Genomic DNA, 15,333 nt, shown 5'->3' on the forward strand with positions numbered 1-15,333 from the left:
GGGACATCCCGGATGTGCCGGGACGGGGTCAGACCGCATTCTCGATGGCATGAGTGGGACATCGACGCAGCCGCCGGACACTTCGAAGCCGGTGCTCAACGGTTTCGAAGAAACGGTCAAGGACTTCTGGGCGAGCCGCCCGCGCCGCCCGAAGCAGGGGCGCAAGGTCGCGGGTGTGGCGGCGGCGATCGGCAACCGCTACGGCATCGACCCGGTGGTGGTGCGGGTGGCGCTCGTCGCCGCGACCGTGTTCGGCGGCATCGGCATCGGCCTGTACGTGGTCGGCTGGCTGCTCTTCGCCGACGAGCACGACGAGGTCGCCCCGATCGAAGGGCTGATCGGCCGCGGCCGGACGTCGATGAACCCGGGCTTGACCGTGGTGCTGGCCTGCTCCCTGTTCTTCCTCATCCCCTGGTCGTTCGCCGGCAACTGGTTCGACGGCGGCGGGTTCTTCGGCCTCGGCCTGATCCTGCTCGCGCTGTACCTGCTGCACCGCAGTCGCGGCCAGTTCAACCGTCCCGCCGTGCCGCCGGCTCCCGGCCACGACGCGGGATTCACCATGACCGACGGAGGTACCACCGTGTCCAGCAGCACCGACGCGCCCCCGCAGTGGGACCCGCTCGGCGCGGCGCCGTTCGCCTGGGATCTGCCCGATCCCCATCCGGCGCCGGTGCTCGCCGACGAGCCCCCGCCGCCGCCGGTCCCGCGGCGCCGCTCGTCCGCGGTCGGCAAGGCGACCTTCGCGGTGGCACTGGTCACCGCCGGGGTGCTGACCACGCTCGGCATCACCGGGGTGCCGTGGTTCACCCCGGCGCACATCATCGGCGTGACGCTCGGTGTGCTCGGGATCGGCATGGTCGCCGGCTCGCTCACCGGCGGCGGCCGCGGCCTGATCGGGCTGGCCGTGCCGCTGTCCATCGCCGGGGTGGCGATGACCGCGGTGCCGTTCCACGCGGTCGGCGGCGGGGTCGGCAGCATCGACGCGACGCCGCGCACGGCCGCCGAGGTGCGCCCGGTCTACGAGCAGACCGCCGGCGACATCGATCTCGACCTGACCCAGCTGCCCGCCGGCACCCCGGTGAAGACCACCGTGCGCACCACGTTCGGCAGCTCGACGGTGACCGTGCCGGAGGACGCGGACGTGCGGGTCACCTGTGAAAGCTCGGTCGGCGACATCGAGTGCCTCGGCCGCGAGCACAGCGGCCTCGGCAACGCGCCGATCTCGGTGGTCGACAGCGGCACCGACGGGGTCGGCGGCCCGCAGTACGACCTGACCGTGACCACTTCGACCGGCAGCGTGGAGGTGCGCCGTGGCTGAGGAAACCGACTACGAAACGAACCCGGTGAAGCCGGCCCGCCGGCTCGACGTGTTCACCCTGCTGCTCGGCATCGCCACGCTCGGCGCCAGCGCCTACGTGCTCACCGACGGCGCGCTGCCGCTGCCCGGCTTCGACCCGCGCTGGCTGGTCGCCGGGGCGGCGGTGCTGATCGGGCTGCTGCTGCTCGGCGCTTCGTTCAGCGGCAAGAAGAACCGATAGCCCCACTCAAAAGCGAAAGGGCCCCGGATGCTTCCGGGGCCCTTCTGCTTATTCCCACTCGATCGTGCCGGGCGGCTTGCTGGTCACGTCCAGCACCACGCGGTTCACCTCGGCCACCTCGTTGGTGATCCGGGTGGAGATGCGCTCCAGCACCTCGTACGGCAGGCGGGTCCAGTCCGCGGTCATCGCGTCCTCGCTGGACACCGGCCGCAGCACCACCGGGTGCCCGTAGGTCCGGCCGTCGCCCTGCACGCCGACGCTGCGCACGTCGGCCAGCAGCACCACCGGGCACTGCCAGATGTCGCGGTCCATGCCGGCCGCGGTCAGCTCCTCGCGCGCGATCGCGTCGGCGGCGCGCAGCGTGGCCAGCCGGTCCGGGGTGACCTCGCCGATGATCCGGATGCCCAGCCCCGGCCCGGGGAACGGCTGCCGGTGCACGATCGTCTCCGGCAGGCCCAGTTCGAGCCCGACCCGGCGCACCTCGTCCTTGAACAGCAGCCGCAGCGGTTCCACCAGTTCGAAGGCCAGGTCGTCGGGCAGGCCGCCGACGTTGTGGTGGCTCTTGATGTTCGAGGTGCCCGCGCCGCCGCCGGACTCGACCACGTCCGGGTAGAGCGTGCCCTGCACCAGGAACCGGTAGTCGCCCTCCGCCTTGAGATCGCGCTCGGCCTGCTCGAACACGCGGATGAACTCGCGCCCGATGATCTTGCGCTTCTGCTCGGGATCGGTGACGCCGGCGAGCGCGTCCATGAACCGCTCGCGCGCGTCCACGGTGACCAGGTTGACCCCGGTCGCCGCGACGAAGTCCCGCTCCACCTGGGTGCGCTCGCCCGCGCGAAGCAGGCCGTGGTCGACAAAAACACAGGTGAGCCGGTCGCCGATGGCGCGCTGCACCAGGGTGGCGGCCACCGCCGAGTCCACCCCGCCGGACAGCCCGCAGATCGCCCTGCCGTCACCGACCTGCGCGGAGATCGCGGCGATCTGCTCCTCCACAATGGACGCGGTGGTCCACTGTGGACGGATACCGGCGATCTCGTGCAGGAACCGGCGCAGCACCTCCTGCCCGTGCGGGGAGTGCCCGACCTCGGGGTGGTACTGCACGCCGGCGATCCGGCGCTCGGTGTCCTCGAAACCGGCCACCGGCGCACCGTCGGAGGTCGCGGTGACCACCGCGCCTTCGGGTGCCTTGGTCACGCTGTCGCCGTGGCTCATCCACGCGGGGTGCCGCGCGGGCAGTTCGTCGTGCAGGACCCCGCCGTCACCGCTGACCTTGACCTCGGTGCGGCCGTACTCGCGCGCCCCGGTCGCCTCCACGGTGCCGCCGAGCGCCCTGGCCAGCAGCTGGAAGCCGTAGCAGATGCCGAAGACCGGCACGCCCGCCTCGACCAGCGCCGGGTCCATCGCGGGCGCGCCCTCTTCGTACACACTGGACGGTCCACCCGAAAGGATGATCGCGGACGGGTTCTTCGCCAGCAGCTCGTCGACTGCGGCGGTGTGCGGTACCACCTCGGAGTAGACCTGGGCCTCGCGGACGCGCCGCGCGATCAGCTGCGCGTACTGCGCCCCGAAGTCCACCACGAGCACCGGCCCGGTGCTGCTGTTCACTCGCCGACCTCCTTCTCCTCGCGCACTATCGTCGCAGGTGATGACTTCGAGGAAAGGACGGGGATGCGAGCCACGCTGATCTACGGAGCGGGGGACGTGCGCGTGGAGGACGTGCCGGACCCGGTGCTCCGCGCGCCGTCGGACGCGGTGGTGCGGGTGCTCCGGTCGTGCGTCTGCGGCAGTGACCTGTGGCCATACGCCAGTCGCGAGGCCACCGAGCAGGGGCAGCGGATCGGGCACGAGTTCCTCGGCGTGGTCGAAGACGCCGGTGCCGAGGTCACCACGGTCAAGGCCGGTGACCTGGTGGTGGCGCCGTTCGTCTACTCGGACGGCACCTGCGAGTTCTGCCGCGCGGGCCTGCACACCTCCTGCCGCAACGGCGGCAACTGGGGCGTTCGCGGGGTCGACGGCGGGCAGGGCGAGGCGGTCCGCGTGCCGCTGGCGGACGGGACGCTGGTCAAGCTGCCGGTAGCGGAGGACACGGCGTTGCTCCCCTCGCTGCTGACCCTGTCCGACGTGTTCGCCACCGGCCACCACGCCGCGGTCACCGCGGGCGTGAGCGAACGCACAACGGTGACGGTGATCGGCGACGGCGCGGTCGGCCTGTGCGCGGTGCTGGCCGCGAGGCGGCTCGGTGCCGAGCGCATCGTGCTGATGGGCCGCCACCGCGACCGGACCGACCTCGGCCGCGAGTTCGGCGCCACCGACGTGGTCGCCGCCCGCGGTGAGGAGGGCATCGCCGAGGTCCGCGAGCTGACCGGCGGCGCGGGCACGCACGCCGTGCTCGAATGCGTCGGCACCAAACCCGCCTTCGAGACCGGCATCGGCGTGGTGCGCCCCGGCGGCCGGGTCAGCCGGGTCGGCGTGCCGCAGTACTCCGACGGTCCGATCGGGCGGTACGTGTTCGGCAACAACATCACCATCACCGGCGGCGTCGCCCCCGCGCGCAACTACATCGAGCAGCTGCTGCCGGACGTGCTCGAAGGCCGCGTCGAACCGGGCAAGGTGTTCGACGTGACCATGCCATTGGACGAGGTCCCCGCCGGATACCAGGCGATGGCCGACCGCAAGGCGCTGAAGGTGCTGGTCGCGTGAACGAGGAAGCCTTCACCCCGGAACCCCGCCCCGCCTGGATCGCCGGGCTGCCCGAACAGGGCGCGAGCACGATGGAGGTCACGCACCCCTTCGACGGTCTCGAAGTCGCCACGGTCGCGGTGCCCGGCCCGGAACAGGTCGAGCGCGCGGTGGCGATGGCGGCCTCGGTCGCCCGCGAGTTCCGCCGCCGCCCGGCGCACCAGCACGCCGCGGTGCTCGACCACGTCTCGCGCGCGCTCGCCGAACGCGCCGAGGAGATCGCCGAGGTGATCACCGCGGAGAACGGCAAGCCGCTGAAGTGGTCGGAAGTCGAGGTGCGGCGGGCGATCTCGGTGTTCCGGATCGCCGCGGAGGAGGCCCGCCGGTTCGACGGGCAGTTGCAGCGGCTGGACACCGACGAAGGCGGCGAGGGCAGGCTGGCGCTCGTCCGGCGCGTCCCGCGCGGGCCGGTGCTGGGCATCGCGCCGTTCAACTTCCCGCTCAACCTGGTGGCGCACAAGGTCGCCCCGGCGCTCGCGGTCGGCGCGCCGATCATCGTGAAGCCGGCGCCGCGAACCCCGTTGTCCGCCTTGATCCTCGGCGAGATCCTGGCCGAGACGGATCTGCCGGACGGCGCGTTTTCCGTACTGCCACTGGGAAATGCCGAAACCTCCGCGCTGGTGGCCGATCCACGGCTGCCGGTGGTGTCGTTCACCGGCTCCGGTCCGGTCGGCTGGTCGATCGCCGACGCGGCCGCGCGCAAGCACGTGGTGCTCGAACTCGGCGGCAACGCGGCGGCCGTGGTGCTGGCCGACTGGCCGGACCTCGCCGGGGCCGCGCGGCGCATCGCCACCTTCGGCAACTACCAGGCCGGCCAGTCGTGCATCGCGGTGCAGCGGGTGATCGTCGAACGGGCCGTCGCCGACGAGTTCGTGCCCGCGCTGACCGACGCGGTGCGCGCGCTGCGCACGGGCGATCCGTACGACACCGAGGTCGAGGTCGGCCCGGTGGTCGACGAGGCGGCCGCGGAGCGAATCGTTACCTGGATCGGTGAAGCGGTCGAGCGCGGTGCGCGGGTGCTCGCCGGTGGCGGGCGGGACGGCGCGACCGTCGAACCGACCTTGCTGACCGACGTTCCGGTGGATGCGAAGGTCTGGGCGGAGGAGGTGTTCGGCCCGGTGCTCGCGATTTCCGTGGTGGATTCCGCCGACGCCGCGTTCGAGGCGGTGAACGATTCTCGATACGGGCTCCAGGCAGGAGTTTTCACCCGCGATGTCGGGCTCGCTTTCCGCGCTTCCGCCGAGTTGGAAGCCGGCGGGGTGATCATCGGCGACGTGCCGTCCTACCGCGCGGACCAGATGCCGTACGGCGGGGTCAAGGGCTCGGGACGGGGTCGTGAAGGGGTGCCCGCGGCGATGGCGGACCTGACCGAGGAGAAGGTGACCGTACTGACCGGGGTCACCCTTTAGGACTAATACAGAAAACGGTAAGCGCATATAGTAATTCCCATACCTCCATTCGTGCGGTACCTTCAGCCAAGGTTCCTTGGGGGGAACCGGATCCGGACACCCAGCGTCGCATCTTGGTCAACAGCTTGCGGCGTTCGGAAAAGGTTGGTTGCGCCGGTACCGGCGCATTCACGAGGGAGGAAACGAACATGAGCACGCCCACGGAGGAGCTGGCCCCGGAGTCGGACGACACCACGCCGGACGGTCCGCGCAACACCGCCACCGACCCGACGACCCAGGGTCCGCGCAACACCAGCACCGACCCGACGACCCAGGGTCCCCGGAACACCAGCACCGACCCGACCACGCAGGGCCCGCGCAACACCGCCACCGATCCGACCACGCAGGGCCCGCGGAACACCAGCACGGACACCGACCCGGACGGCCCGCGCAACACGAGCACCGATCCGACCACCCAGGGTCCGCGCAACACCAGCGTTCCCGTCTCCTGAGACGATCGCCGTAGCTTCCGCCGGGCGGGATCCCCCCGCCCGGCGGACTTCGTCCAGCGTCCTCATGTGGTCTGATAGTCGGGTGGCCGCCCCCAACGATTCCGGAGCGACCCGGCGGCACCGGCGTCCCCGTGCCCGCGAAGCGGTACTGGACCAGGTCGCCGAACTGCACGAAACGGCCGTGCGGATCCGGCACGCCGGCCGTGAGCGAGAGGGAATGCGCCTGTTCCGGCGCGGTCTCGCCCTGCTGGAAACGATCTCCGACGAAGCCGATTCACGCTGGCTCGCCCTGCACATCGAGCTGTGGATCCGGCTCGCCTACTCCGAAGCCGAGTTCGGCACGGTCGCCGACGGACTCGCCCGCCTCGACGCGGTGCGCCCCCGGCTCGCCGAACTGCCCGAAGGCCCGGTCCAAACCGAACTCCGCGGCTTCATGGACCACATCCACGGCACCATGCTCTCCAGAGCCGGCTTCGACGAGGCCAGCCTGCCGCTGATGGAGTCGGCCATCGCGCACCGCCGCCGTCTGGTCGCCGAGGCCACCGACGACCGGGAGCGGCTGACCGAGGCGCTGGTCGCGTCGGCGAGCAACCGCGGTCTCACCTTCGTCACCCTCGGCAGGCTCGCCGAAGCCAGGCAGGACCTGGACTACGCGAGCGAGCTGGCCGCGGAATACGACTTCCCGCAGAAGAGCGCCTACCTCCAGCACATGCTGGGCGACCTGGAGAAGCGGCTCGGCCGGCTGCCGCAGGCGCTGCACCACTACGGCGAGGCCGAGCGCGCCTATCTCGAACTCGGCCCGGACATGCTCTACCGGCTCCGGATCGACCAGGCGCAGGCACTGCTCGGTGCCGGGCTGGCGGTGGAGGCCGGACGGCACCTGGACGAGGTGCTGCCGCAGATGCGCCGCCAGCGGGTCGGCCAGGACCTCGGGGAAGCCGAGTTGTTCCGTGCCGCCGCGGCGCTGCTCGAAGGTGATCTGCCCACCGCGCAACAGCTCGCGGGATCGGCGCAGCGCCGGATGCGGCGGCGCGGCACCGAAGGCTGGGCGACCGTCGCCGAACTGCTCGGCCTCCGGGTGCACACGATGCGCGCGCTGTCCAGTGGACGGGTGCCCGCCGCACTGGTGTCCACCGCGGGGCAGCTCGCCGGGCGACTGTCCGAACTGCGCCTCGGTGAGGACGCCGCGCTGGCGAGAACCCTTGCCGCGCAACTGGAAGTGCGTCGCGGCCGGGTCGGCGAGGCCGGCGAGCTGCTGCGCCGGGTGCCGCGCCCGAAACCACACACCCCGCTCGAACACCGCATGCTGTTGCGCCTGTGCAAGGCGGAACTGGCGGCCGCGCAGGGAAACCGGCGCAAGGCGTTCGCGCAGGCACGCGCCGGGCTGGCCGAACTGGGGCAGGCACGCGACCGCATGGGCGGACTGGAACTGGTCTCCGGCACCGCGCTGCACGGCCAGGAACTCGGCGATCTGGCGATGCGGCTGGTGCTCGACGGCGGCGAGTCGGCCACCGAGGCACGTCAGCTGTTCAACTGGCTGGAACGCACGCGGGCGCAGATGTACCGCTACGAGCAGGTTTCCGGGCTGGAGAACACGCAGCTGGTCGAGTCCATCGCGGAAATTCGCCACGTCGGGCACGCGCTGCGTGAGGCCAAACTGGACGGCAGGCCGGTCGCCGGGCTGCAGTCGCGTTACAACGAACTGCGGCATGCGGCGACGCGGCTCGGCTGGCACGCGGCGACCCGCTGGGGACGGCCGCGACCGGTCGCCACCGTCGAGGACGTGACGAGCAGGCTCGGCAACCGGGTGCTGATCAGCTTCGCGGCCTCCGGCGACAAGCTGCTCGCGGTGGTCGTGCACGACGGCCGGGTGCGGATCGTCCGGCTGGGATCGGCGCGCGAGGCCGCCGAGCGGACGCGGCGGCTGCACGCCGACCTGAACGCGATGGCGCCGGACCACCTGGCGGAACCGCTGCTGCAGGCGATCTCGGCGTCGGCGCGCAAGGACGCCGACCTGCTCGACGCGCAGCTGATGCGGCCGCTGCTGGACGTGCTCGGTGATCGCGAGGCGGTGCTGGTGCCGACCGGGGCGCTGTACGCGGTGCCGTGGAACGTGCTCGGCTCGCTGCGGTACCGGCCGATCGTGGTGGCCCCGTCGGCGACCGCGTGGCTGGCCGCGTCGAAGCCGGAGCCGGAGGCGTCGGGCACGGTGCTGGTGCGCGGGCCCAACCTGCTGGCGGCGACCGGTGAGATCGACAAGCTGGCGGCGCACCACCGGCACGCCACGCAGTTCGCCGCCGACCGCGCCGACGTGCGCACGGTCCTCGACGCACTGGACGGTGTGGACCTCGCGCACATCGCCGCACACGGTTCACACGAGCCGGACAACGCGTTGTTCTCGAAACTCGAACTGGCCGACGGCGCGTTGTTCGCGCACGAGGTGGCCGCGCTGCGAAGGCCACCGCGCCAGGTGGTGCTGGCCGCCTGCGAACTCGCGCTGAACCTGATCAGACCGGGCGACGAGGCACTCGGCTTCGCCGGCGCGCTGCTGGCGAGCGGCACGCACACCGTGGTCGCCGCGGCCAGCCGGGTCGGCGACCACCCGGCCGCCGCCGCGATGGACGACTACCACCGCGCGCTGGCCGCCAACGTCCCACCGGCCACCGCCCTCGCCGACGCCGTCGGCGTCGACCCGCTGCGCCGCCCCTTCGTCTGCCTGGGCTCCGGCGACGGCCCCTGACCAGGTGAGCAAGGACTCCGCTCAGACGAGCGGCAGGCGCAGCCCGCCCGGCGCCTCAGCCGGAACAGCCGGGTTCTTCGGGGCCACCGGAGCCAGGCGCCGGTAACCGGCGGACTGGGCCGGGCGCGGGTCCGCCTCGCCCTTGTTCGGCCAGAACGACATGGCCCGCTCGGCCTGCGCGGTGATCGTCAGCGACGGGTTCACGCCGAGGTTCGCGGTGATCGCCGAACCGTCCACAACGGACAAACCGGGGTGGCCGAAGACCCGGTGGTACGGGTCGATCACACCCGACGCGGCGTCCGTGCCGATCGGGGCGCCGCCGATGAAGTGCGCGGTCAGCGGGATGTCGAACACCTCGCCCCAGGTGCCGCCCGCGATGCCGTCGATGTGCTCGGCGGTGCGCAGGTTCGCCTCGTGCCCGGCCGCGATGAACGACGGGTTCGGCTCGCCGTGCCCCTGCTTCGAGGTGTACTTCCGCCGCCCGAACAACCCGCGCTTGGTGTAGGTGGTGATCGAGTTGTCCAGGCTCTGCATCACCAGCAGGATCACCGTGCGCTCGCTCCACCGGTACCCGTTGAGCAGCTTCGCCGACTGGATCGGGTGCCGGACCAGGAACCGCACCGCCTGCCGCCACCGCGGCACCGGCGAGGCGCCGTCGGTGGCGATGGTCTGCAGCAGGCTCATCGCGTTGCTGCCCTTGCCGTAGCGCACCGGCTCGATGTGCGTGATCTCGTCCGGGTGGATCGACGAGGTGATCGCCACCCCGCGCGTGTAGTCGTGCGCCGGGTCCACCGTCGGCCGCCCGGCCCCGATGATCGCCTCGGAGTTGGTCCTGGTCAGCTCGCCCAGCCTGGCCGACAGCCGCGGCAGCGCGCCGGTGTCCTTCATCCGGTGCAGCAGGTTCTGCGTGCCCCAGGTCCCGGCGGCGAGCACCACCCTGCCCGCGGTCACCGTGGTCCGGAACCGCGGCGAGGTCTTCCCGGTCTTGCGCAGGTCGACCTCGAACGAACCGTCCGCCCGCTCGCGCAGCCCGGTCACCGTGGTCAGCGGGATCACCTTCGCCCCGGCCCGCTCCGCCAGGTACAGGTAGTTCTTGACCAGCGTGTTCTTCGCGCCGACACGACAACCGGTCATGCACGAACCGCATTCGGTGCAGCCGGTCCGCGCCGGGCCCGCCCCGCCGAAGTACGGATCGGCGACCCGCTTGCCCGGCTCGCCGAAGTACACCCCGACCGGCGTCGGGTGGTACGACTCCGCGACACCGAGGTCCGCGGCGACCTTCTGCATCACCTCGTCGGACGGCGTGACCGTCGGGTTCGTCACCACGCCCAGCATCCGGCTCGCCTGGTCGTAGTGCGGGCCGAGTTCGGCCTCCCAGTCGGTGATGTGCGCCCACTGCCGGTCGTTGTAGAACGGCTTGAGCGGCCGGTACAGCGTGTTCGCGTAGACCAGCGACCCGCCGCCGACGCCGGCGCCCGCCAGCACCATCACGTCCTTGAGCAGGTGGATGCGCTGGATGCCGAAGCACCCGAGCTGCGGCGCCCACAGGTAGCGCCGCACGTCCCATGAGGTCTTCGCGAACTCGTCGTCGGCGAAGCGGCGGCCCGCCTCGATCACCGCGACCCGGTAGCCCTTTTCGGTCAGCCGGAGCGCGGCGACGCTGCCGCCGAACCCGGAGCCGACCACTACGACGTCGTAGTCCGTGGTGGTGTTACGAGCAGTCACAGGTAAAACCATAACCCGCGAGCCGCTTGCTGACTACCAGTAAGTTACCGGCGGGTTAGGTCAGCGCCGGATGGTCAGCCCGACCTTCTGGAACTCCTTCAGGTCGGAGTAGCCGGTCTTGGCCATCGCCCGCCGCAGCGCGCCGAACAGGTTGATCACGCCCTCGGCGTCCGAAGACGGCCCGAACAGCAGCGTCTTCAGGTCCACCGCGTAGTCCGGACCGGCCGTCACGCGCGAGCGCGGCAGCGACGGGTGCGCGGCCGCCGCCGTCCAGTAGAGGCCCTGCCCGGGCGCCTCCGACGCGGCCGCCAGCGGCGCACCCAGCATGACCGCGTCCGCACCGCAGGCGATCGCCTTGGCAATGTCCCCGGAGACGTTGATGCCGCCGTCGGCGAGCACGTGCACGTACCGGCCACCGGTCTCGTCGAGGTAGTCGCGCCGCGCCGCCGCCGCGTCGATGATCGCGGTCGCCATCGGCACGCCGATGCCGAGCACGCGGTCCGTGCTGGTCACGCCGGGGCTGGCGCCGTGCCCGACGATCACGCCCGCCGCGCCGGTGCGCATCAGGTGCATCGCGGTCCGGTAGTCGCCGACGCCACCGGCGATCACCGGCACGTCGAGGTCGGAGATGAACTGCTTGAGGTTCAGCGGGTCGCCGTCGCGCACCACGTGCTCGGCGGAAACGATCGTGCCCTGGACCACCAGGATCTCCACCCCGGCGGCGAGCAGGTCCGGCGTCAGCTCGGCGGCGTGCTGCGGGCTGACCCGCACGGCCACCGTCACGCCCGCCTCGCGCACCGTCCGGATCGCCTCGGAGATCAGGTCGAGCCGGATCGGCGCGGAGTGCAGCTCCTGCAGCACGCGGGTGAGCGCGGTCGGATCGCCGTCGCCCTCCTCGGCCGCGCGCACGATCCGGAACATCGCCTCTTCGACGTCCGGCTGGCGCGCCCACAGCCCTTCGGCGTTGATCACGCCGAGCCCGCCCAGCTCGCCGACGGCCACCGCGGTGCCCGGCGAGACGATCGCGTCCGTCGGATGCGTCACCAGCGGCAGGTCGAACTGGTAGGCGTCGATCTTCCAGGCAGTGGAGACCACCTTCGACGACCGGGTGCGCCGCGAGGGCACGATCTCGATGTCGTCCAGGTCGTACGCCCGCCGAGCGGTACGGCCCATTCCGATCTCGACCAGATCCCGCACGTGACGTCCCTTCTCGAACACGATGTTCCAGCGCACATTGTGTCTAGGAGGCTCGGGGACGGCACGCGGGGGGCGTCAGTTCGGCTTGCCAGCCACGTAGATGTCGCCGTCGGCCACGCTCACCTCCCGCGCGCTGGACGCGCCGGTGGCCAGGATGCGCGCCGGATCGCGGAAGCCGGTGATCACCTCGACCCGCTGCACCGGCTTCGGTGTGCGGATCACCGTCTCCGCGCGCCAATCCAACCCGGTCAGCAGGTAGCTCTCGATGTCCGGCAGCCCGTCCCGCGTGGCGTAGACGCGCCAGCTCCCGTTCCCGGCGGGTTCGATCTCGCGCGTCCGCAGTCCACTCGCGACCTGCTTGCGCTCCCAGGCCGTCCCGGTCCACCTGGCCACGTGGTCCAGCGGGATGCCGTTGCCGTCGAACTGGAACCACAGCACGAACGGCTTGCCGTCGGGTCCGAACCCGACCTGCTGGATGTAGTCGGGCGACTTCAGCCCGGCCGGGCGCTCCAGCGGCGTCTCGGCCACCTTCAGGTACCGCTCCTGGTCCGCGTCGTCGATCCGCGTGCCGAGGTCGCGGCCGTCGGCAGCGTGGAAGCGCAGGCTCGCCGGGTTGAACCAGGCGTAGTAGATGTTGCGGTGGTAGTAGTCGTGCACGTGCTGGTCCGGACCACCGCCGGCCAGCGTGTAGACGATGTGGACACGCTCCGGCCGTCCGAACGAACCCGGCTCGTACCGCATCTGTCCCACGTAGACCTCGTCCATGTGGTCCGCGCGGCCCTTCGAGCCGAACGCGAACTCCTGCCCGGTCGACTGCACGGAGTTCTTCCACGTCCGGCCGTTGTCCCGGGAGATCAGGTACTTCATCGGGCGGAAGTCGGTCGGCGCGCTCGGATCGAGTTCGCGGGTGGTCTCGCGGTAGAACACCACCAGCGTGCCGCGTGCGGTCTTCACCGGCATCGGATAGCTCGCCGCGTCGCCCTCCGGCAGCTCGGTGTGCGTCCACTCGCCGTCCAGCGAATGCGGGGCGGGCGCCCGGCTCAGCACGGTCCGGCTGTTGTGCATGCCGCGGAAGATCAGCAGGTGACCGTCGTCGGCGAGCACCATCGTCGGATAGTTGTGCGGATCGGCCTCCCCGCCGGCGATCAGCTTCGGCGCGGTCCAGGCGCCGCTCGGGTGGTCGTAGGCCTGGACGTAGGTGTCCGCGTTCACCCCGGACCACGAGATGAAGGTCACCCCGGCGGCCGGATCGTGCACCCCGCCGGCCAGCGGCCGCCGGTCGGTGCGCGAGGCCACCGTGTCCGCCGGGGTCATCACCGAGAACGCCGGAGCCGCCTGCGCGGGCACCGCCACCGCCAGCAGGGCGGGGATCAGCAAGAGGTGGAGCAGTCGCCGCATGACCATGCCTCCCGGAACATCCCAGGCGGCGGGCACCTCATCCTGGCACCGGAGACGGTTCCGGCGCCAGCACGATCACGACCGCATCCGCAACCAGTGCCAGGCACCGACCAGCGACACCACCAGCAGCGCGGACAGCCCCGCGAGCAACGGCAGACCGCTCAGCCCGGACGGGTCCATCGCCTCGAACGAACCACCGGAGGTGCGCACTTCGACCGGCCGGCCACCCGATTCGCTCACCCGGACCGTGACCGGTGCCCCGGCCACGAGTCCCGGCGGCGTCGCGCCGTTCACGCCGAACTCCAGCGTCCGGCCGTCGGCGGTCGCGGCCACCACGTCGGTCCGATCCCACCGGCACGGCGGGGCACACGGCTCCGGCCGCACGGCGGTGACCACCACCGCCGCCACGTCGTGCTCGGGCGACCGGAGGTCGATCACGGTGAGCACGATGCCGATCGCGCAACCGAGGACCACCAGCCCGGCCAGCAGCAGACCGGCGACCAGTCGCACTAGCGAGTCGTGTAGTTCGGCGCCTCGACGGTCATCGTGATGTCGTGCGGGTGGCTCTCCTTCAGCCCGGCCGCGGTGATCCGCACCAGCTGCGCCTCCTGCAGTTCGGCGACGGTGCGGGCACCCGCGTACCCCATGCCCGAGCGCAGCCCGCCGACGAGCTGGTGCACCACGGTGGACAACGGGCCGCGGAACGGGATCCGGCCCTCGATGCCCTCGGGCACCAGCTTGTCCTCGGAGAGCACGTCGTCCTGGGCGTAGCGGTCCTTCGAGTACGACTTCGCCTCACCACGCGACTGCATCGCGCCCAGCGACCCCATACCGCGGTAGGTCTTGAACTGCTTGCCGTTGACCAGGATCAGGTCACCGGGCGCCTCGGCGGTCCCGGCCAGCAGGCTGCCCAGCATGACCGTGGACGCCCCGGTGGCCAGCGCCTTGACGATGTCACCGGAGTACTGGATGCCACCGTCGCCGATCACCGGCACGCCCGCCGGGCGGCAGGCCTGGTCGGCCTCGTAGATCGCCGAGATCTGCGGCACACCCACCCCGGCCACCACGCGCGTGGTGCAGATCGAGCCGGGGCCGACCCCGACCTTCACCCCGTCCACGCCCGCCTCGACCAGCGCCTGCGCCCCGGCCCGGGTGGCCACGTTGCCGCCGACCACGTCGACGGTGTCGCCGAGTTCCTTCTTCAGCAGCGCCACGGTGTCCACCACGGCCCGCGAGTGCCCGTGCGCGGTGTCCACCATCAGCACGTCCACGCCCGCGTCGGCCAGCGCCATCGCGCGCTGGTGCCCGTCCGCGCCGACACCGACCGCGGCGCCGACGATCAGCCTGCCGTCGGTGTCCTTGGTGGCGTTCGGGAACTGCTCGGTCTTGACGAAGTCCTTGACCGTGATCAGCCCGCGCAGCTTGCCCGCGCCGTCCACGATCGGCAGCTTCTCGATCTTGTGGCGGCGCAGCAACCCCAGCGCGGCGTCTGCGGTCACCCCGACCTGCGCGGTGACCAGCGGCGTGCGGGTCATCACCTCGCTGACCGGACGGGTGTGGTCCACCTCGAACCGCATGTCGCGATTGGTGATGATGCCCACCAGGGTGCCCGCGGCGTCGGTCACCGGCACCCCGGAGATGCGGTAGCGGGCGCACAGCGCGTCCACCTCGGCCAGGGTGTCCTCCGGGGAGCAGGTCACCGGATCGGTCACCATGCCCGCCTCGGAGCGCTTGACCACCTCGACCGCGGCGGCCTGCTCGTCGATCGGCAGGTTGCGCTGGAGCACGCCCATCCCGCCCTGGCGGGCCATCGCGATGGCCATCCTGGCCTCGGTCACCGTGTCCATCGCGGCGGAGACCAGCGGGATGCGCAGGCTGACGTTGCGGGAGAGCCTGGTCGAGGTGTCCACCGAGCTCGGCACCACATCCGACTCCGCTGGCAACAGCAACACGTCGTCGAAGGTCAGCCCGAGCATGGCGAACTTGGTCGGGAAGGTGGCGGAGTGCTCGCTGGTCATGGCTGGCTGTTGGCCTTCCTGGCGCGGGTGAGGGGTGGGTCGAAAGCGACTCGGCGCGCTAGTAACCGATGGTATCTG

At 71.5% G+C, this 15,333-nt stretch carries 12 protein-coding genes; 6 read left to right on the plus strand and 6 right to left on the minus strand.

Translation table 11 applies throughout. The features are described 5' to 3' along the window. Positions 1 to 49: 49 nt before the first annotated feature. On the plus strand, positions 50 to 1,318 hold the full coding sequence (locus tag YIM_RS43530; protein WP_153035919.1) for a PspC domain-containing protein: 1,269 nt from the start codon (positions 50 to 52) through the stop codon (positions 1,316 to 1,318). Further along, positions 1,311 to 1,538 carry a hypothetical protein gene (locus YIM_RS43535; RefSeq protein WP_153035920.1) on the plus strand — a complete coding sequence of 76 codons (228 nt, stop codon included), beginning with the start codon at positions 1,311 to 1,313 and terminating at the stop codon, positions 1,536 to 1,538. Before YIM_RS43530 ends, YIM_RS43535 begins: the two co-directional genes overlap by 8 nt. A 48-nt stretch (positions 1,539 to 1,586) precedes the next feature. Here the strand turns inward: YIM_RS43535 and guaA are convergent, their stop codons facing one another. Further along, the gene (gene guaA, locus YIM_RS43540; RefSeq protein WP_153035921.1) at positions 1,587 to 3,143 is read right to left on the minus strand and encodes a glutamine-hydrolyzing GMP synthase; all 1,557 of its coding nucleotides are present in this window, start codon (positions 3,141 to 3,143) and stop codon (positions 1,587 to 1,589) included. A gap of 63 nt (positions 3,144 to 3,206) precedes the next feature. Between guaA and YIM_RS43545 the strand changes: the two genes are divergently transcribed. From YIM_RS43545 to YIM_RS43560, 4 genes are all read left to right on the plus strand, one after another. Then, entirely contained in the window at positions 3,207 to 4,238 is a 1,032-nt protein-coding gene (locus tag YIM_RS43545) for a zinc-dependent alcohol dehydrogenase family protein (protein WP_153035922.1), read from the plus strand. Next, the gene (locus YIM_RS43550) at positions 4,235 to 5,686 is read left to right on the plus strand and encodes an aldehyde dehydrogenase family protein (protein WP_370468929.1); all 1,452 of its coding nucleotides are present in this window, start codon (positions 4,235 to 4,237) and stop codon (positions 5,684 to 5,686) included. The genes YIM_RS43545 and YIM_RS43550 overlap by 4 nt, the downstream gene beginning before the upstream one ends. Positions 5,687 to 5,874: 188 nt before the next feature. Further along, on the plus strand, positions 5,875 to 6,177 hold the full coding sequence (locus tag YIM_RS43555; protein WP_153035923.1) for a hypothetical protein: 303 nt from the start codon (positions 5,875 to 5,877) through the stop codon (positions 6,175 to 6,177). An 82-nt stretch (positions 6,178 to 6,259) separates the two neighbouring features. Continuing rightward, positions 6,260 to 8,917, plus strand: a complete 2,658-nt coding sequence (locus YIM_RS43560; protein WP_228004384.1) for a CHAT domain-containing protein — start codon at positions 6,260 to 6,262, stop codon at positions 8,915 to 8,917. A 21-nt stretch (positions 8,918 to 8,938) separates the two neighbouring features. Here the strand turns inward: YIM_RS43560 and YIM_RS43565 are convergent, their stop codons facing one another. The 5 genes from YIM_RS43565 to guaB form a co-directional block, all read right to left on the minus strand. Continuing rightward, entirely contained in the window at positions 8,939 to 10,642 is a 1,704-nt protein-coding gene (locus tag YIM_RS43565) for a GMC family oxidoreductase (protein WP_153035925.1), read from the minus strand. A gap of 60 nt (positions 10,643 to 10,702) precedes the next feature. Continuing rightward, a complete protein-coding gene (locus tag YIM_RS43570) occupies positions 10,703 to 11,839 on the minus strand; it encodes a GuaB3 family IMP dehydrogenase-related protein (RefSeq protein WP_153037639.1) in 1,137 nt (378 codons plus the stop codon). A gap of 75 nt (positions 11,840 to 11,914) precedes the next feature. Next, positions 11,915 to 13,237 (minus strand): BNR-4 repeat-containing protein, encoded by a 1,323-nt coding sequence (locus tag YIM_RS43575; RefSeq protein ID WP_153035926.1) that lies wholly within the window; start codon positions 13,235 to 13,237, stop codon positions 11,915 to 11,917. 75 nt (positions 13,238 to 13,312) lie between these two features. After that, complete coding sequence (locus YIM_RS43580) at positions 13,313 to 13,747, minus strand: hypothetical protein (RefSeq protein ID WP_153035927.1); 435 nt, start codon at positions 13,745 to 13,747, stop codon at positions 13,313 to 13,315. After that, positions 13,747 to 15,255, minus strand: a complete 1,509-nt coding sequence (gene guaB / locus YIM_RS43585) for an IMP dehydrogenase (protein WP_153035928.1) — start codon at positions 15,253 to 15,255, stop codon at positions 13,747 to 13,749. Before guaB ends, YIM_RS43580 begins: the two co-directional genes overlap by 1 nt. Positions 15,256 to 15,333: the final 78 nt, after the last annotated feature.

Origin of the sequence: Amycolatopsis sp. YIM 10, from assembly GCF_009429145.1 — a bacterium.
GTDB lineage: Bacteria > Actinomycetota > Actinomycetes > Mycobacteriales > Pseudonocardiaceae > Amycolatopsis.